This window comes from Nocardioides panacihumi (assembly GCF_039530925.1).
Taxonomy (GTDB): Bacteria; Actinomycetota; Actinomycetes; order Propionibacteriales; family Nocardioidaceae; genus Nocardioides; species Nocardioides panacihumi.
Window position 1 is genome coordinate 105289 of the sequence record NZ_BAAAPB010000005.1, and the last position, 18030, is coordinate 123318.

Below are 18030 nucleotides of genomic sequence, written 5' to 3' on the forward strand. Positions count from 1 at the left end.
AGCCGGCTTCTAGGCTGGGCGCCGTGAGCCCCCATCTGTCTCTCCAGCGCGCCGAGGCCGAGGCCCGCCGCGCCCTCCTCGACGTCACCTCGTACGACGTCACGCTCGACCTGGCCTCGGACGAGGCCACCTTCCGCTCCGTGACCCGCGTGCGCTTCACCAGCCGCGGCGGCGCGACGTTCGTCGACCTCAAGCCACAGGCGGTCGCCTCGATCCACCTGAACGGCGAGCCGCTCGACGTCGACCTGCTCGAGCGCGGCCGGCTCACGATCGACACCCGCGCCGGCCAGAACGAGCTGGTCGTCGATGCCACGATGCGGTTCCGCAACGACGGCGAGGGCCTCCACCGGAGCGTCGACCCGGCGGACGGGCGCCACTACGTCTACGGCATGTCCTTCATGGACGCCGCGCCGTCCATCTTCGCCTGCTTCGACCAGCCCGACCTCAAGGCGCCGTACACGTTCCACGTGACGGCCCCGGCGGACTGGCACGTCTTCGGCAACGCCGCCGGCGAGCAGGTGGAGCCCGGGCGCTGGGAGTTCGAGGAGTCGGCGCCCCTGTCGACGTACTTCGTCACGCTGGTCGCGGGTCCGTACCACCTGATCGAGGACACCCACGACGGCATCCCGCTCGGGGTGTCGTCGCGGGCCAGCATCGCGGCCGACCTGGAGAGGGACGCCGACGACATCCTCACTGTCACCCGGCAGTCCTTCGACGAGTTCCACCGGCTGTTCGGCATCCGCTACCCGTTCGGGAAGTACCACCAGGCCTTCGTGCCGGAGTTCAACGCCGGAGCGATGGAGAACCCCGGGTGCGTGACCTTCCGCGACCCGCTCGTCTTCACCTCCCGCGTGACCCGCGGAGTGCGCATCCAGCGTGCGACCACGATCGCGCACGAGATGGCGCACCAGTGGTTCGGCAACCTCGTCACGCCGGTGTGGTGGGACGACCTCTGGCTCAACGAGTCGTTCGCCGAGTATCTCGGCAACCGGGTGACCGCCGATGTCACCGAGTACTCCGACACCTGGGCGGACATGTCCTACGCGCGGCGTCAGTGGGGTCTCGTCGCCGACCAGGCGCCTTCCAGCCACTCCGTGGCCGGCAACGGCGCGAAGGACGCGGTCTCGGCGCTCCAGAACTTCGACGGGATCTCCTACACGAAGGGTTCGGCGATCCTGCGGCAGCTGTGCTCGTCGGTGGGCGACGGCGTGTTCTTCGACGGCGTGATCGACCACTTCACCCGGCACCGGTTCGGCAACGCGACCCTGCACGACCTCATCGGGTCGTGGGAGCGTGCGGGTGCCGGAGACCTGTCCGGGTTCACCCAGGAGTGGCTGCTGACCGCCGGTCCGGACCGCATCGAGCTCGACCGCGCGGCGGGTGTCCTGCGGCGCACGCCGCCGGCCGGCCACGAGGCTGACCGGGCCCACAGCTTCCGCGTCGCGATCGCCTCCGGCGGGTCCTGGCGCACCGAGACCGTGACGCTCGACAGCGCGGAGACGGCGTACGCCCCCGAGGGCGATGCCGTGCTGCTCGACCCGTACGACGACACCTGGGCCGTCACAGTCCCCGACCCGGCGACGATCGCGGCGCTGCCGTCACTGCTGCCCGCGATCGAGGACGCGCACCTGCGCGCCGGCGTCTGGAACGGCCTGCGCAACGCGTTCCACAACGCGGCCGTCTCCCCCGCCGACGTCGTCGACATCGCCGTGGCGAGCTTCCCCGTCGAGGACACCGAGGACCACAACCGGCGTACGCGTACGTGGCTGTTCAGTCGGGTCCTCCCGCTGGCACCCGTTGGGTCCTCGGAACGGCTGCACGAGGCCGTCCTCGGCAAGCTGGCGACGCTCCCGGCGGGCACGGAGTGGCAGCTGGCCGGCTTCCGCGCGGCCGTCGCGACCTCGACCGACACCGCCCGTCTGCGTGAGTGGCTGGCCACTCCCCCGGCCGGCATCGAGCTCGACCGGGACCTGCGCTGGCGCGTGCTGGTGCGCCTCGCCTCCCTGGGCGCGGTCGAGCGGGCCGAGCTGCAGGCGGCGTTCGACGACGACCCGGCCGCCGAGGCCCGCGTCGAGCTGACCAGGGCGCTGTGCTCGCTGCCCGACCGCGAGGCGAAGGAGTACGCCTGGTCCGTCTTCACCGGCGAGACCGACCTCCCCAACTACGAGGTCACGGCGGCCGGCGCCGGCCTGTGGCGAGGCGGTCAGGAGGAGCTCACCGCGCCGTACGTCGACCGCTACTTCGCCGAGCTGCCCGGGACCGAGAAGGTCCGCAGCGGCTGGGTGCTCGCCGACGCGGCCGAAGCCTTCTTCCCGGCGACGTCGATCTCGGAGGCGACCCTCGCCAAGGCCTCGGTCCTGGCCGAGGATCCTGATCTCGACGGACCGCTGCGGCGCCGACTCGTCGACGCGGCGGACGCGCTGCGCCGCCAGCTGGCCGTGAAGGCGGCCTTCCCCGCCTGAGACGGTGAGGATCTGGGAGGCGTCTACCGTCTCCCGGCGCGTGCGGCGCTCAGTGTCGGCGGTCGCTGATTGACTGTGACCCATGGAAATGGTGGGTCTCGTGTTGCTCGGTCTCGTGCTCGGCATGCTCGTCGGTGGCCTGGCCGTCCGCGTGGTCCACCAGCATCGCGCCGAGCAGGCTCGCCTGGCCGACGCCGACGCGACCCGCCGCGCGCGGGACGAGGCGGTCCACGAAGCGCTGCGCGAGGCGGCGCGACGTGCGGCCGCCGACGACGAGCACACCCGCGCGGTGCTCGCGGCGCGGCAGGAGGCGGTCGTCGCGCAGCTCCACCAGCAGGCGGCCCGAGACCGCGCGGACGTCGAGCAGCGTCTCTCCGCCGCCCTCGCGCAGGTCGCCGGGCTGCAGGAGGCGCTCGAGGCTGCACGCCTCCAGCACCGCGAACAGCTCGAGGCCCACCGCCGCGAGCAGACCAAGCGCGAGCAGGGTGAGTCCGGTCAGGCGCAGGTGCTCAAGACCCTGACGCCCGTGCTCGAGCACCTGCGCAGCATGCAGACGAAGGTCGACTCGCTCGAGAAGGCCCGTGTCGAGCAGCACACCGAGCTCGCCGCGCAGATCCGTCACACCCAGCACTCGGTCGAAGAGTCGCGCAAGGCCGCGGACACGCTGGCGTCGGTCCTCAAGAACAACGTGGTTCGCGGTGCCTGGGGCGAGACCCAGCTGCAGACCCTGATCGAGACCGCGGGCCTGCTCAACCGTGTCGACTTCGAGCTCCAGCACTCGGTCGAGGCCGACTCGGGCGACCGACGCCCCGACATGGTCATCAACCTGCCCGGCGGCAAGCAGATGGCGATCGATGCCAAGGTCCCCTACAACTCGTTCATGGACGCCCAGCGCGAAGGCCTCGCGCCTGAGACGCGGCAGCGGCTGCTCGAGGACCACGCCAAGAGGGTGCGCGGTCACGTCGACGTGCTGGCGCGCAAGGGCTACTGGACCGGCCTGCCCGTGAGCCCGGAGTTCACCGTCGCGTTCATCCCCAACGAGCAGCTGCTCAACACCGCGCTCGACGTCGACCCTTCCCTGATGGAGCACGCCTTCCGCCAGGGCATCGTGCTCGCGACGCCGACGAACCTGTGGAGCATGCTCAAGACTGTCGCGTTCACCTGGAAGCAGGAGGCGCTCACCGAGGATGCCCAGGCGCTGTTCGAGATGGGTCAGGTGCTCTACCGCCGGATCGTGAAGATGGCCGAGCACGTCGACAAGCTAGGCCGCTCGATCCAGCGCAGCGTGAAGGACTACAACGCCTTCACAGGCTCCCTGGAGCGCTCGGTGCTCCCGGCGGCGCGCAAGCTGAACGCCGCCGACCCGATCTCCGCGATCGCGGCGCCGCAGGAGATCGAGGAGGCGCCACGCTCCCTCACCGCCGGTGACTTCGCCGTCCTCGCCGACCTCGACCGGCCCGAGCTCGACCTCACCCTCGCCTTCGAGGAGAAGATCGGGCCGGAGGTCGTCGACGCCGAGCTGGTCGACGAGGCCGACGCAGGCTGACGGAAGCGCACGGTCGGCCTAGTCTGGCCGCGTGTCCTTCGAGGTCGCGGCGCGCGCCTACGACCGGTACATGGGCCGGTTCTCGCAGCCGCTCGCGGCGGAGTTCCTGGCCTGGGCCGGCGGTGGGGACGGGCCGCCCGTGCTCGACGTCGGGTGCGGGCCGGGCGCCCTGACGACGCGGCTGGTCGAGGCTCACGGTGCTGAGCAGGTGAGCGCGGTCGATCCGTCGGAGGCGTTCGTCGGCGCGATCCGCGAGCGCCTGCCGGGCACCGACGTCGTCGTGGCCGCCGCGGAGAGGCTGCCGTTCGGCGACGGCACGTTCGGGGCGGCGTACGCGCAGCTCGTCGTGCACTTCATGGCCGAGCCGGTGGCGGGGCTGGCCGAGATGGGCCGTGTCGTACGTCCGGGCGGCACGGTCGCGGCCTGCGTCTGGGACTTCGCCGAAGGCTCGCCGATCGGGCCGTTCTGGGACGCGGCCCACGAGCTCGACCCATCGGTGCGGGTCGAGGCCGGGCGGCCCGGCACCGGCCCGGGGCAGCTCGTGGCCATGGCGCGCGACGCCGGGTTCGACGACCTCGGCGACGCTCTTCTCGGCGTCACGGTGCCGATGGCGACCTTCGAGGAGTGGTGGGAGCCGTTCACCCTCGGGGTCGGACCCGCCGGCGACCACGTCGCGCGCCTCTCCCCCGGCGCGAGGGAGAGGCTGCGCGATGCCTGCCGGCGGCGGCTGCCGGACCCGCCGTTCGACGTGGTCGCCCGCGCCTGGGCGGTGCGGGCGACCGTCTGACGCCGACTACTCGGCGAAGGCCTCCAGCGGCGGGCACGCGCAGACCAGGTTGCGGTCGCCGTACGCGTTGTCGATGCGGCCCACCGGCGGCCAGTACTTGTCCGGGTCGACGCCGCTCGGGAAGACCGCGAGCTCGCGCGAGTAGGCACGGTCCCACTCGCCCAGCAGGGTCCGGGCGGTGTGCGGCGCGCCGCGGAGCACCGAGTTCTCCGGTGTCCACTCCCCCGAGGCCACCCGGTCGATCTCGCCCTTGATGGCGATCATCGCGTCGATGAACCGGTCGAGCTCGGCCAGGTCCTCGGACTCGGTCGGCTCGACCATGAGCGTGCCGGCGACCGGGAACGACATCGTCGGGGCGTGGAAGCCGTAGTCGATGAGTCGCTTGGCGACATCCTCGACGCTCACGCCGGTCTCGGCGGTGATGCCCCGGAGGTCGAGGATGCACTCGTGCGCGACAAGGCCGTTCTGGCCGCGGTACAGCACGGGGTAGTGCTCGCCCAGGCGTGCCGCGACGTAGTTGGCGCTGAGCACCGCGCTCGCCGTGGCCCGGGTCAGGCCGGCCGCGCCCATCAGCCGGACGTATGCCCAGGAGATCGGAAGGATGCCGGCCGAGCCGTACGGCGCCGCAGAGATCGGCCCGATCCCCGCGCGCTTCGCCTCGTCGGGGTGGAAGCCGTGCGAGGGCAGGTACGGCGCCAGGTGGGCGCGCACCGCCACCGGACCGACGCCCGGTCCGCCGCCGCCGTGCGGGATGCAGAAGGTCTTGTGGAGGTTCAGGTGCGAGACGTCGCCGCCGAACTGTCCCGGCTTGGCGTAGCCGAGGAGCGCGTTGAAGTTGGCACCGTCGATGTAGACCTGCCCACCGTGGCTGTGCACGATCTCGCAGAGCTCGGTGATGCCCTCCTCGTAGACGCCGTGCGTCGAGGGGTAGGTCACCATGATGGCCGCGAGGTCCTCGCTGTGCTTGTCGCACTGGGCCCGCAGGTCGTCGAGGTCGACCGTCCCGTCCTCAGCGGACTTCACCACGACGACCCGCATGCCCGCCATCACGGCCGACGCCGCGTTGGTGCCGTGGGCGGAGGCCGGCAGGAGGCAGATGTCGCGCTTCGACTGCCCGTTGGCGTGGTGGTAGCCGCGGATGGCGAGCAGGCCCGCCAGCTCACCCTGCGACCCGGCGTTGGGCTGGATCGACACCGTGTCGTAGCCGGTGACGGCAGCCAGCCAGCTCTCGAGCTCGTCGACGAGCCGGCGGTAGCCGACCGCGTCCTCGGCGGGCACGAACGGGTGCAGGTCGGCGAAGCCCGGGAGCGAGATCGGCTCCATCTCGGTGGTCGCGTTCAGCTTCATCGTGCACGAGCCGAGCGGGATCATGCCGCGGTCCAGCGCGTAGTCGCGGCCGGACAGCTTGCGCAGGTAGCGCAGCATCTGGGTCTCGCTGTGGTGGCTGTTGAAGACATCGTGGGTGAGGTACGCCGACTTCCGGGCCAGCTCCTCGGGCAGCGCCGAGGCGGTCGTCCGGTCGACGTCGTCGAGGTCGGCGGTCACGCCGAAAGCCCGAAGCACGCTGCTCACCGTCGAGCGCGTCGTCGTCTCGGACGTCGACAGCGAGACGGTGTCGGCGTCGACGAGGCGCAGGTGGAGCCCGAGCGCCCGCGCCGAGGTGACGACGTCGGCGGCCCCGCCGGGCACCGAGACGGTCAGGGTGTCGAAGAAGCTCTCCGCGCCGAGCTCGAACCCACCCGCCCGCAGCGCGGCGGCCAGCACAGCGGCGTACCGGTGGGCGCGGGTCGCGATCGTTCGCAGACCGGCCGGACCGTGGTAGACGGCGTACATCGACGCGGTCACCGCGAGCAGCACCTGGGCGGTGCAGATGTTGGAGGTGGCCTTGTCGCGGCGGATGTGCTGCTCGCGCGTCTGCAGCGCGAGGCGGTACGCCGGACGACCCTCCGCGTCGACGGAGACACCGACCAAGCGGCCGGGCATGTGCCGCTCGAGCCCCTGGCCGACGGCCATGAAGCCGGCGTGCGGGCCGCCGTAGAACAGCGGGACACCGAAGCGCTGCGAGGAGCCGACCACGACGTCGGCCCCGAGCTCACCCGGCGCCTCGAGCACCGTGAGCGCCAGGAGGTCGGCTGCCACGACCGCGAGAGCGTTGCGCTCGTGCACGGCCGCGATGATCCCGCGCGGGTCGATGACCCGGCCGGACGCGCCGGGGTACTGGATCAGCACGCCGCACAGCTCGCCCTCTGCGAACTCCTCGGGCAGCCCGTCGGAGAGGTCGGCGACGACGACGTCGATTCCCATCGCCACCGCGCGGGTGCGCACCACGTCGATCGTCTGCGGCAGCGCGTCGGCGTCGACGACGAACGGACCGGCTGCCTTCTTGTTCGCCCGGCGGACCAGGGTCATCGCCTCGGCCGCGGCGGTGCCCTCGTCGAGGAGCGACGCGTTCGCGGTCGGCAGGCCGGTCAGGTCGCCGATCATGGTCTGGAAGTTGATGAGCGCCTCGAGGCGGCCCTGCGAGATCTCAGGCTGGTACGGCGTGTAGGCGGTGTACCAGCTCGGGTCCTCGAGCACGTTCCGACGGATCACCGGCGGCGTGATCGTGCTGTGGTAGCCGAGGCCGATGAGCGACTCCCCCGGCATGTTCTGCCCGGCCATCTCGCGGGCCAGCGCGGCGACGCCGCTCTCCGACATCGGCGCGGGCAGGTCGAGCGACTCCTCGGACCGGATGCCGGCGGGCACCGCGGCGTCCATGAGCTCGGCCAGCGTGCCGTAGCCGAGACGCTCGAGCATCGCCGCTTCGGACTCGGGGTCCAGACCCACGTGGCGATCCACGAACGGGAGGGCTCCATCGAGCTCGGAGAGAGACGGGAAGTCGGTCACAGGGGGCTCCTCGGGCGTCGCACGGGATGACAGCCCTCCCCCTCTGTCACCCGACGATGGGCTTCAGAGTCGCCTGGTCCGCGCGGTCGTGGCGCCTGAGAGTTTCCGGGGAGGAATTGCCCCTTCGGCGTCTCTGTCGGGCAGAGACTCTCCCGCGCGGGATCTGCAGCACGACAAGTCTAGACGGACCCGGCCCCCGGTCCGTCATCGACGGGCCGGGGGCCGGTGGAGTCGCGTGTGGGTGGTGCGTCAGCCGATCTTGCGAGCAGCGCGTCGGGCGGCGAGCTCGTCGCCCAGCGCCGGGCCGCCCTCCCCCTCCTCGGCGGCACGCTCGCTCGGCAACTCCGAGAGGGTGCCCTCGATCTCGCGCCAGACGCCGCCGATCGCGATGCCGAAGACACCCTGGCCGCCCTGGAGGAGGTCGATGACCTCGTCGTTGCTCGTGCACTCGTAGACCGACGCGCCGTCGCTCATCAGCGTCACTCGCGTCAGGTCGTCGGTGCCTCGCTCACGCAGGTGCTGGACGGCCGTGCGGATCTGCTGCAGCGAGATCCCGGCGTCCAGAAGACGCTTGATGACCTTGAGGATGAGGATGTCGCGGAACGAGTAGAGCCGCTGCGTCCCCGATCCGGTCGCTCCGCGGACGCTCGGCTCCACCAGGCCGGTGCGGGCCCAGTAGTCCAGCTGCCGATAGCTGATCCCAGCGGCGTTGCACGCGGTGGGACCGCGGTAGCCGAGATCGCTGGGCAGGGGCGAGACGTCGTCGGTGAAGAGCAGGCCCTGTTCATTGGCCTGCTCTGCAGCGAGGAGTGCCTCGGCACTGACGCCGCTCTCCTGCTCGTGCTCGTTCACGCGGTCCTCCGTGAGGTCTACTCCGTTGAGCGTAACCCCGATGGGGAAGGTCCGCGAGTCCGTTGGATGAACGAACGCCACGGTTGGAGTTACAACAGAGACAGTTCAAGGTAGGACCCCGCGGCACCGGGGTCAAAGACATGCCCGGCGTGTCGGAACCCTCAACCTCAAGTTGAGACTGAGGTCCCGTGTCCGCCGAGACGTCAATCCGTACGGCCCGAGACGTCAATCGATGGCGACCAGCGCTCGAGGATTGACCTCTCGGGCCGTACGGAGTGACGTCTCGGGCCGTACGGATTGACGTCTCGGGCCGTACGGATTGACGTCTCGGCGATCAGTGGGCGTCGAAGTCCTCGGGGGTGACGTGGTCGAGGAACTCGCGGAACTTCTCGACCTCGTCCTCCTGCTCGGCGGGGACGGCCAAGCCGGCCTCGTCGAGGACCGCCTCGGAGCAGACGATGCGGGTCCCGGTACGCAGCGCGAGTGCGATCGAGTCCGACGGCCGCGCGCTCACCTCGGCACCGGTCGAGAAGACCAGGTTGGCGAAGAAGACGCCGTCGCGGACCTCGGTGATCTGGACCTCGCTGAGCTCGACGTCGAGGGCGCCGATCACGTCCTTCATCAGGTCGTGCGTCAGCGGTCGTGGCGGCACCACACCCTGTTGGGCGAACGCGATGGCGGTGGCCTCGACGGCGCCGATCCAGATCGGCAGATACCGCTCCCCCGTGACCTCGCGCAACAGCACGAGCGGTTGATTGGAGGGCATCTCCACCCGGACTCCCATGACGTCCACTTCACGCACGTCATCAACCCTACTCCGCCCCGGCGGCCGGACGAGCAGCGCGGGCGGGACCGCTCAGAATCGGCGCAGGCCGGCCTTCACGAGCGTGGCGTGCAGGCGCACGGAGAGTGCCGCGAGCTCACCAGCGGTCTCCTCGACGCGGGCCCGAGCGCTGGGGTCCGACGTACGCCGCAGTGGAGCGACGACCTGCTCCACGAGGCCCACCTCGCGGTCAGCGGCCGCCTTCAGTCCCCGCAGGTGCCGAGGTCCGAGCCCGTAGGTGGCGAGCGCACGCGCCGTCTGCACGATGACGAGGTCGTCGGTGTCGTAGTGGCCGGTGCGCGACGGCGCGACCAGGCCGAACTCCTCGACCTCGGCCAGCAGCTCCTCGCTCACCTCGGCGATCTTGATCAGCTCCTTGCGCGAGAGCCGCAGGCCGTCGCGCCTCAGGAACGAGTCGGCGTCCGGCATCCCGTCGGCCGCGAGGGCGACCTGCGGGACGGTGGGCACGGTCGGCTCGATGTCCGGTGGCTCCAGCCCCCGGTCGAGGGCGTCGAGGTGCTCGCCGATCACCTTCAGCGGCAGGTAGTGGTCGCGCTGCATGCGCAGCACGTATCGCAGGCGCTCGACGTCACCGTCCGAGAACTTGCGGTAGCCCGACGGCGTTCGCTCGGGCTTGACCAGCCCCTTCTCCTCCAGGAAGCGGATCTTGGGGATGCTGATCTCCGGGAAGTCCCCGCGCAGCACCGCGAGCACCTCGCCGATCGTGTGGCGGTCAGGAGCGGACCCCGACGCCGCACCGGTCGCCGTCGCCATCGGGTCAGGCCTCGTGCCCCGCGTAGAACACGAGCCGGTACTTCCCGATCTGGACCTCGTCGCCGTCCTTGAGGATGACCTTGTCGATGCGGTCACGGTTGACGTAGGTGCCGTTGAGGCTGCCCGCGTCACTCACGGTGAACGTCTCGCCGGCGCGAGCGAAAGCCGCGTGCCGGCGCGAGACGGTGACGTCGTCGAGGAAGATCTCGCTGTCGGGGTGGCGTCCGGCGTTCACCACGTCGCTGTCGAGGAGGAAGCGGCTGCCGGAGCCGGGCCCGCGCTGCACGACGAGCATTGCGTGACCGCGCGGCAGCGCGTCCACGGCCGCGGCGTCGACGGGGTTCAGGAGGCGATCGGCGGTCTCCGTGTTGGCGTCCGCGATCTGGATCGTCGCCGTCGCGTCGGACGGCTCGGGAAGCTTGGTGCCGCACTGGGCGCAGAACCGAGCTCCCTCGGGGTTCTGGCTCCCGCACGTGGTGCAGACCAGCATCGTTCCCATCCCTTTCGCTGACCCTCAGCCTCAGATTGAGTGTTTACCCGAACCTATCAGCCCGTCGGCGCCAAGCAAGCGAGATCGCTCGACCTGGTCGCCGATGCGGCCCGGCAGCTGCCGCCTCAGCCCTCGAGCGTGCCCTGGTAGCCCGCAGCATCCAGCAGACCGTCGACGGCGCCGGCGTCCGACGGCACGAGCTCGAACAGCCAGCCACCGCCGTACGGGTCGTCGTTGACGAGCTCGGGCGTCGCGTCCAGGGCGTCGTTGATGGCGACGACGTCACCCGACAGCGGCGCGTAGACGTCGCTGACCGACTTCGTCGACTCGAGCTCGCCACACGCGGTGCCCTCCTCGACCGTCGAGCCCACCTCGGGGAGGGACACGTAGACGATGTCGCCCAGGGCCTCCTGGGCGTAGTGGGTGATGCCGATCCGCACCGAGCCCTCGTGCTCGCCAGGGGTCCGGACCCACTCGTGCTCGGCGGTGTAGCGAAGGTCCTCGGGGTAGGACACGGGCCTCTCCTGTCGGTCGGCGACCGGCATCGCCAGTCGTGGTCGGTCGCAGCGGGACGATCCCCGATGCGTGGGGAACCCTACTGGGACGAGGCGGTGCCCGACGACCCGGACACCTCACCGTTGCGACCGCGCACGGAGAGGATGTCGAGGCTGTTCAGCTTGTCCACCGTGACACTCGCGCCGTCGTCCTTGAACTCGTCGGCGGGGCCACGCAGGAAGGTCACCGCGCCGGCCAGCGTCGACGGCTCGCCGATCGCCTCCACGACGTACGGCGGCTCGACCAGCTCGCCGTCCACGAGGAGCCCGCCCTGCACCTTCTCGAAGGACGACTGCGCGACGAGCCGCACGTCGTTGTTGACCTCGATCGCCTCCGCGCCGCTCGAGCGCAGCTCCTGGATGAGGTCGATGAAGGAGTCCACGTTCACCTCGGAGGTCTGCTCCTTGATCGTCACCCGGACACCTGGGCCGGTGACGGGCACCTGTCCGGCGAGGATGCTGAGCGTGTCGACCTGCGACTTGGCCTCGTCGAGCGCTGCCTGGCGCCGCAGCGTGGTCGACTGCAGGTCGTCGCGCCGCTGCACCAGCCGGTTGAGCTCGGTCTGGGCGCGCTGCGTCGTGGCCGAGAGCCCGTTGAGGACGTCGATCAGGTCCTGCTCGCGATAGCCGGCGTAGGAGCTGTCGGCGTCCGCCGTTCGGACCTGCGTGACCGCGCCGAACCCGACCAGCGCGAGCAGCACCGCGACCACGAGCTGGCTGCGGCGGGCGCTGCGGAGGTCGCGCACGAGTCGGTCACGTCCGGTCAGCGTCGGGGTCTCCGGGGACCCCGGGGTCTCCGGGGACCCCGGGGTCTCCGGGGTCTCCGGGGTCTCGGGAGCCTCCGGGGCCGCCGCGGTCTCCGGAGGTGTCGACTCGGTCGGCTCAGGCATGGAACAGGTGCCGGCGGATCGCCGCGACGTTGGAGAAGATCCGGATGCCCAGCACGACGATCACGCCCGTCGACAGCTGACCGCCGACCCCGAGCTTGTCGCCGAGGTAGACGATGCCGGCCGCGATGATGACGTTGCTGAGGAAGGAGACGACGAAGACCTTGTCGTCGAAGATGCCATCGAGGTAGGCGCGAAGCGCTCCGAAGACGGCGTCGAGCGCCGCGACCACGGCGATGGGGAGGTACGGCTCCAGACCCGTCGGGACGTCGGGCCGGAAGATGAGACCCAACACGATGCCGACGAGCAGCCCGAGTGCGGCGATCACTGCGTCTCCTCCTGGTTGACCGGGGGCTTCTGTTGCTTCGAGGTGCCCGACCTCGCCTTGTGCAGCGCCATCATGCCTGGCGACGCCTCGGGCAGACGTACGTCGTCACGATTCTCCATGCTGACCCGCATCCCGAACTGGTCCGTGACCGCCTGGAACTGGGCACCCGACGTCGACTCGGCCAGGCCGGCCTGCAGCGTACGGGTGTCCCCCACGGCGAGCACCGTGTACGGCGGCGAGAGCGACACCCCGTTGATCCGGATCACCTCTCCGGAGTTGCGCAGCGCGCTCAGCGCGGTGATTCGCTGGCCGTTGACGCTGATCCCCGTCGCGCCGGCCTGCCACAGCCCGTTCACCAGCAGCCTCAGGTCCTTGTCCTGCACCTGACCCTGGGCGAGCCCGCCGGGTGCGTCGTTGACCACGACGCGGACCCCGGGCCCGTTCATGGTGTCGAAGCCGGTCCGGACGAGATCCGCGGCACGCGCGTTGTTCAGCGTGTCGAGGCGCTTGCCCGCGGCGTCGTACCGCGCCTGGGCGGCACCGGTGTCGGTCCGCAGCCGGGCCATCTGGGCCTGCAGCCCGGCCAGGGCGGCGCGTCGGGAGTCGATCCGGGAGATGAGCTGGTCGCGGCCCGCGCTGGTCACGCCCGCGTTCCGGGCGGTCTGCACGGCGGCCACCGCGAGCAGGGTGCCGAAGAGCAGCACGGCGATCAGTGTGCGGGGGCTGCGACCGGTCCGCGCGACGGCCGGGCGGGCACCGGATCGCCGCTGCTCCGCGACGTGCTGGTAGTCCTCGTCGAGCGACTGCTGCGTGATGAGCGCGAGCAGCGGCGTCGTGACGTGGGCCGGGAGCGGGCCGGCCGCCTGGGGGTCGGAGGTCGTCACGCTCGCGCGCTCCGTCGTGGGGTCGTGACGAGCAGTCGACGGACCTGCCACGCGTACAGCACGCCGGCCCACCAGTAGAGGCCGATCCCCCAGCCGGCGAAGGCCCATCCGAAGACCCGGGCGAGCACGGCCGCTGAGCTGTCGCCGTCGCCGAGCAGCAGCAGTGGGAGCGCATACAGCAGGCAGAACGTCGCGGCCTTGCCGATGAAGTGGACGGGCAGGCTCGAGTACCCCCGCGTACGCAGCAGAGGCACCAGCCCCCACAGCAGCAGGTCGCGCAACGGGAGCAGCACCGCTATCCACCACGGGATGACGTCACGGAGCGCGAGCCCGACGACGACGGCCAAGAGGTAGAGCCGGTCGGCGATCGGGTCCAACAGCTGGCCGAGCACGGAGGACTGGTTCCAACGCCGGGCCAGGAAGCCGTCCAGCCAGTCGGTGATCCCGGAGAGCACGAGCAGGGCGAGGGCCCAGCCGTCCGCCTCCGGACCGAGCACCAGCCACAGGAACAGCGGCACGCCGAGGAGGCGCAGCGCACTGAGCAGGTTGGGCACCGTCCACACGAGGTCGGAGCGGGGTCGTGCCGGGGTCTCCCCGGTTGGCCGCGCAGTCACGCTGGACACCCTAGAACCCACTCACGCATCGCCGTGCGCGGCATCGCGGATCTCGCCGACGAGCTCCTCGATGACGTCCTCGAGGGTGGCGACGCCGACCGTCGTACCGTCCGCGTCGACCACCCGGGCCATGTGCGCCCCCTTGCGCTGCAGGGTCTCCAGCGCGTCGTGGAGGGCGTCGTCGGCGTGGACGGCCGCCAGGGGCCGGATCCACTTGTCCTCGATCGGGCGCTCCCGCCGCTCGGGGTCGGGCTCGAGCACGTCCTTGATGTGCAGGTAGCCGACCAGTCCGCCGTCGGCGGCCTCGGTCACCGGGAACCTCGAGAAGCCCGTGGCCGCGCACAGCGCCTCGACGTCGGCGCCCGAGGCGCCGCGGGTGACGGTGGTCAGCCCCGGCACGTGCAGGACCACGGAGTGCACGGTCTTCTCCGTGAAGCCGAGGGCTCCGGCCAGCCTGTCGTACTCGCCGGCCTCCAGCAGCCCCTCGCCACGCGACTCCTCGACCAGGACGGCGACCTGCTCGAGGGTGTACGTCGACTCGAGCTCGGCCTTGGGCTCCACCCGCAGCAGCCGCAAGGTGCCGCGGGCGACGGCGTCGAGCACGACGATGACCGGCCGGACGACCGACACGAGCGCGAACATGACCGGGCCGAGCACGAGCACCGCTCGCTCAGGGCCGGCGAGGGTGATGTTCTTCGGCACCATCTCGCCGAGCACGACGTGCAGGAAGGCGACCACCCCGAGCGCGACGACGAAGGAGATCGGGTGCAGCAGCTCCTCCGGCGCGTGGACCGCCTCGAGCACCGGCTGCAGCAGGTGGGCGATCGCGGGCTCGGCGACAGCGCCCAGCAGCAGCGAGCAGAGGGTGACGCCGAGCTGGATGCCGGCCACCATCGAGCCCACGTGCTCCATCGCGTGCAGCGTCGTGCGGGCCATCCTCGAGCCCTGCTGGGCCAACGGCTCGATCTGGCTGCGACGAGCTGAGATCAGCGCGAACTCCGTGGCGACGAAGAACGCGTTGCCGGCGAGCAGCAGTGCCGTCAGCAGGAGACCGACCGCGGGGCTCACGACCGGCCCTCCTGCGCAGCTTCGGACACCCGCAGGGCGACCCGATCGACGCGGAGGCCATCCATGTGCTCGACAGTGAGGAACGCGAGCCGCTCCCCCATCTCGTCCGGATCGGAACGGTCGGGCACGCCGACCTCGGCGACGTCACCGCGCTCGGGGACGCGGCCGAGAGCGGACATGACCAGGCCACCGACGGTGTCGTAGTCGTCGCCCTCGGGAAGCTCGATGCCGGTGAGGTCCTCGACCTCGTCGGGACGGAGCAGCCCGCTCAGCGACCAGGAGCCGTCGCGACGCAGCCGGGCCTGGGCCCGGATCGAGTCGTGCTCGTCGGCGATGTCGCCGACGATCTCCTCGATCACGTCCTCGAGGGTGACGATGCCTGCCTGGCCGCCGTACTCGTCGAGCACGATCGCCATCTGGAACCCCTCGCTGCGCAGCAGTGCCATCAGTGGGTCGAGCCTGAGCGAGTCGGGCACGACCACCGGTTTGGCCATCAGGTGCTTCACGCGCGTCGTGGCGCGCTCGTGCGCGGGCACGCCGACGGCGTTCTTGACGTGGATCGTGCCGACGACGGCGTCGTGCTCGTCGAGCACCGGGAAGCGGGAGTGACCGGTGCGACGGGTCAGCTCGATCACGGCCTCGGCGCGGTCGTTCTCGTCCAGGCTGAAGGTCCGCATCCGCGGGGTCATGATCTCGCCCGCCGTGCGGGTGCCGAACTCCACGCTGCGTTCGATCAGCTCGGCGGCGTCCGCGTCCAGGGTGCCCTCGTCGGCGCTCCGTTGGATCAGCGAGGCCAGCTCGGTGGAGCTGCGGGCCGAGCGGAGCTCCTCCTGGGGCTCGATGCCCAGGCGCCGCACCAATGCGTTGGCGGTGCCGTTGAGCAGGCGGATGGGCACCCGGTTGACGGCCGTGAAGCCTCGCAGGAAGGCCAGGGTCGACTTCGCCGTGCGCATCGGCAGCGCGAGTGCGATGTTCTTGGGGACCAGCTCGCCGAAGACCATCGTGACGACCGTCGAGACGACCAGGCCGATGATGACCGCGGTGGGCGCGAGGGCACTCTCGGGCACACCGAGGCCGGCGAGCGGGTCGCGGATCAGCTCTGACGTCGCCGGCTCCGCGAGCCAGCCGATGCCGAGGTTGGTGACCGTGATGCCGATCTGCGCGCCCGACAGGTTGCTCGACAGGCGGCGCAGCGACTTCTGGACGCCGCGCGCCCGTCCGTCGCCGGAGTCGGCCTCCTGGGCGACGGCGCTGCGGTCGACCGTGACGAGCGAGAACTCAGCCGCCACGAAGACGCCGCAGAGCAGCACGAGCGCGAGGGCGAGCAGAAGCAGGAGGTAGGCGGTCATCGGGGACGGGTCCCCTGCCTACTTCGACCTTCCATGAGGTGGTGTGGGTGTCCTTCGCTCGGCGGTGGTGCGCCCACTCTACGGGAGTGAATGCCCGCCCCCGAAGGTGTCGAGGACCGGCGTGCCGGCGAAGATGCGGTACGGCGCCGCGCCGGATGCGGCTCGACGGCGCAGCGCGTCGACGGGCAGGTCCGCTCCGGCGACCAGCACCAGGTTGCCCTCGCGGCGACCTTTGAGCGTGGCCGGCTCGGCACCGACGACGACGTCGGCGAAGAGCGCGCGGACGCCCGCCACCGCGCTGCGGACGACCGGGAACGGCGCACGGTCGCTGACGTTCGCGACCAGCACTCCACCCTCCCCGAGCACGCGCCGGGCCTGCTCCAGGAAGGCGGTGCCGAGCAGCTCGGGCGGTACCGCTCCCCCAGCGAACGCGTCGAGCACCACGACGTCCATCGCGTCGTCGCGGACCGCGCGGATGCCCGACGCGCCGTCGACCGGCCTGACCTTGATCCCGCTGCGCGGGGGCAGGGGCAGCAGGCGGCGTACCTCCTCGATGAGCGAGCCGTCCGGCTCCAGCACGACCTGGCCCGAGCGCGGGCGGGTGTGTGCGACGTAGCGCGGCAGGGTCATCGCGGCCCCGCCGACGTGCAGGACCCGCAGCGGCTCGCCGACGGGGCCCGCGACGTCGAGCACGTCGGCGATCCGCCTCATGTAGTCGAAGCCCAGCCAGGTCGGGTCGGCGAGGTCGACCTCGGACTGCGCGCGCCCGTCCAGCCACAGCACGAACGACCCGGGCCGGTCGCCATCCCTGATCTCCGCGGGCACGACGGGGCTCAGGACGCCGGCCAGTGCCGGCCGGCGTACGCCAGAGCACGGCTCTCGAGGGTGGCGACGAGCCGCTCGAAGAGCGCGGTCGCCTCGGGTCCGCTCCAATCCGCGGCGAGCAGCTCCCGCGGCAGGCCGGGGTCGCGGTACGGCAGTCGGCGCCACCTGTCGACGAGCGAGAGGTACGTCGTGAAGGCACGCTCGGCCTCGACCTCGCCGTCCGCGTCGAGAGCGTCGGCGACCTGGCCGAACTCTGCGATGAACGCGCGGTAGCGCTCGTCGATGGCGGTCAGGTCCCAGCTCTCGTACAGGAGGGACTCGAGGTCCTGCCCCGCCACGTGGTCGCCGACGAAGACGGCGCTGTGCCGTGTGAGGCCGAGCTCCTCGATCGCGCTCTCGGCCGCCGGCCGCATCCGCGCAGGTGCGATCCACATCGCGGTCCCGACGTTGCCGAAGCCGAGGGCGGACAGGTGCGCCCGCAGCTGCTGGCGCTTGCTGCGCATCGACTCGGGGATGGAGAAGTTCACGATGCACCACCCGTCCTCGAGCGCGGCCGGCTGACGGGCGTGCCAGATGACCTCGTCACCGGCGGCCAGCGCCGCGAGAGCGACAGGCGTCAGCGCGTAGCCCCGGCTGCCGTGCCGGGTCTCGGGGTCCAGCCAGCCACGCTTCTTGAGACGGAACACCGCCGTGCGGACACTCGGCCCGTCGATGCCGAGCGGGGCCAGCAGCTCGACTGCGCCGGCGATCGGCATCCAGCCACCGAGCCGTCGTACGACCGCGCCCAGGAAGGTCACGACGACGGTGCGGGACGCACGACCGCGACCGTCGGCGGCCGGCTCGTCCGTCGCCGGCTCCCCCGGCTGTGTCGGTTCGGTCGTCGTCATCGGCAGCCATTGTG

The 18030-nt window shown here is 71.3% G+C and carries 17 protein-coding genes and 1 riboswitch; of the genes, 3 read left to right on the forward strand and 14 right to left on the reverse strand.

The genetic code is table 11. The annotated features are described in order from the left end of the window. Nucleotides 1-23: 23 nt before the first annotated feature. The 3 genes from pepN to ABD205_RS19485 all read left to right on the forward strand — a co-directional run bounded on the left by pepN (nt 24) and on the right by ABD205_RS19485 (nt 4795). Nucleotides 24-2462 (forward strand): aminopeptidase N, encoded by a 2439-nt coding sequence (gene pepN, locus ABD205_RS19475; RefSeq protein ID WP_344047757.1) that lies wholly within the window; start codon nt 24-26, stop codon nt 2460-2462. A gap of 82 nt (nt 2463-2544) precedes the next feature. Continuing rightward, the gene (locus ABD205_RS19480; RefSeq protein ID WP_344047759.1) at nt 2545-4008 is read left to right on the forward strand and encodes a DNA recombination protein RmuC; all 1464 of its coding nucleotides are present in this window, start codon (nt 2545-2547) and stop codon (nt 4006-4008) included. A gap of 31 nt (nt 4009-4039) precedes the next feature. After that, the gene (locus ABD205_RS19485; RefSeq protein ID WP_344047760.1) at nt 4040-4795 is read left to right on the forward strand and encodes a class I SAM-dependent methyltransferase; all 756 of its coding nucleotides are present in this window, start codon (nt 4040-4042) and stop codon (nt 4793-4795) included. Nucleotides 4796-4801: 6 nt separating this feature from the next. Here ABD205_RS19485 and gcvP read toward each other — a convergent pair whose 3' ends face one another. From gcvP to ABD205_RS19555, 14 genes are all read right to left on the reverse strand, one after another. Further along, entirely contained in the window at nt 4802-7681 is a 2880-nt protein-coding gene (gene gcvP / locus ABD205_RS19490) for an aminomethyl-transferring glycine dehydrogenase (RefSeq protein ID WP_344047762.1), read from the reverse strand. A 73-nt stretch (nt 7682-7754) separates the two neighbouring features. Beyond that, nucleotides 7755-7846, reverse strand: a riboswitch (glycine riboswitch). 84 nt (nt 7847-7930) lie between these two features. Then, nucleotides 7931-8533 carry a MerR family transcriptional regulator gene (locus tag ABD205_RS19495; RefSeq protein ID WP_425573083.1) on the reverse strand — a complete coding sequence of 201 codons (603 nt, stop codon included), beginning with the start codon at nt 8531-8533 and terminating at the stop codon, nt 7931-7933. A 334-nt stretch (nt 8534-8867) separates the two neighbouring features. Further along, nucleotides 8868-9335 (reverse strand): bifunctional nuclease family protein, encoded by a 468-nt coding sequence (locus ABD205_RS19500; protein ID WP_344047764.1) that lies wholly within the window; start codon nt 9333-9335, stop codon nt 8868-8870. A 54-nt stretch (nt 9336-9389) separates the two neighbouring features. After that, nucleotides 9390-10130 (reverse strand): transcriptional regulator FtsR, encoded by a 741-nt coding sequence (gene ftsR, locus ABD205_RS19505; protein WP_344047767.1) that lies wholly within the window; start codon nt 10128-10130, stop codon nt 9390-9392. Nucleotides 10131-10134: 4 nt separating this feature from the next. Beyond that, nucleotides 10135-10620 (reverse strand): double zinc ribbon and FHA domain-containing protein, encoded by a 486-nt coding sequence (locus ABD205_RS19510; protein WP_344048213.1) that lies wholly within the window; start codon nt 10618-10620, stop codon nt 10135-10137. A 125-nt stretch (nt 10621-10745) separates the two neighbouring features. Then, nucleotides 10746-11135, reverse strand: coding sequence for a glycine cleavage system protein GcvH (gene gcvH, locus ABD205_RS19515; RefSeq protein WP_344047769.1), 390 nt, complete (start codon nt 11133-11135; stop codon nt 10746-10748). Nucleotides 11136-11215: 80 nt separating this feature from the next. Continuing rightward, nucleotides 11216-12064 carry a DUF881 domain-containing protein gene (locus ABD205_RS19520; RefSeq protein ID WP_344047771.1) on the reverse strand — a complete coding sequence of 283 codons (849 nt, stop codon included), beginning with the start codon at nt 12062-12064 and terminating at the stop codon, nt 11216-11218. Next, nucleotides 12057-12389 carry a small basic family protein gene (locus tag ABD205_RS19525; RefSeq protein ID WP_344047773.1) on the reverse strand — a complete coding sequence of 111 codons (333 nt, stop codon included), beginning with the start codon at nt 12387-12389 and terminating at the stop codon, nt 12057-12059. Before ABD205_RS19525 ends, ABD205_RS19520 begins: the two co-directional genes overlap by 8 nt. After that, on the reverse strand, nt 12386-13273 hold the full coding sequence (locus tag ABD205_RS19530; RefSeq protein WP_344047775.1) for a DUF881 domain-containing protein: 888 nt from the start codon (nt 13271-13273) through the stop codon (nt 12386-12388). The genes ABD205_RS19525 and ABD205_RS19530 overlap by 4 nt, the downstream gene beginning before the upstream one ends. Beyond that, entirely contained in the window at nt 13270-13896 is a 627-nt protein-coding gene (clsA, locus tag ABD205_RS19535; RefSeq protein WP_425573084.1) for a cardiolipin synthase ClsA, read from the reverse strand. The genes ABD205_RS19530 and clsA overlap by 4 nt, the downstream gene beginning before the upstream one ends. A gap of 12 nt (nt 13897-13908) precedes the next feature. Further along, entirely contained in the window at nt 13909-14955 is a 1047-nt protein-coding gene (locus ABD205_RS19540) for a hemolysin family protein (RefSeq protein ID WP_344047779.1), read from the reverse strand. After that, entirely contained in the window at nt 14952-16304 is a 1353-nt protein-coding gene (locus ABD205_RS19545) for a hemolysin family protein (protein ID WP_344047781.1), read from the reverse strand. The genes ABD205_RS19540 and ABD205_RS19545 overlap by 4 nt, the downstream gene beginning before the upstream one ends. A gap of 78 nt (nt 16305-16382) precedes the next feature. Beyond that, on the reverse strand, nt 16383-17129 hold the full coding sequence (locus ABD205_RS19550) for a spermidine synthase (RefSeq protein WP_344047783.1): 747 nt from the start codon (nt 17127-17129) through the stop codon (nt 16383-16385). 8 nt (nt 17130-17137) lie between these two features. After that, the gene (locus ABD205_RS19555; protein ID WP_344047785.1) at nt 17138-18016 is read right to left on the reverse strand and encodes a PaaX family transcriptional regulator; all 879 of its coding nucleotides are present in this window, start codon (nt 18014-18016) and stop codon (nt 17138-17140) included. Nucleotides 18017-18030 lie beyond the last annotated feature (14 nt).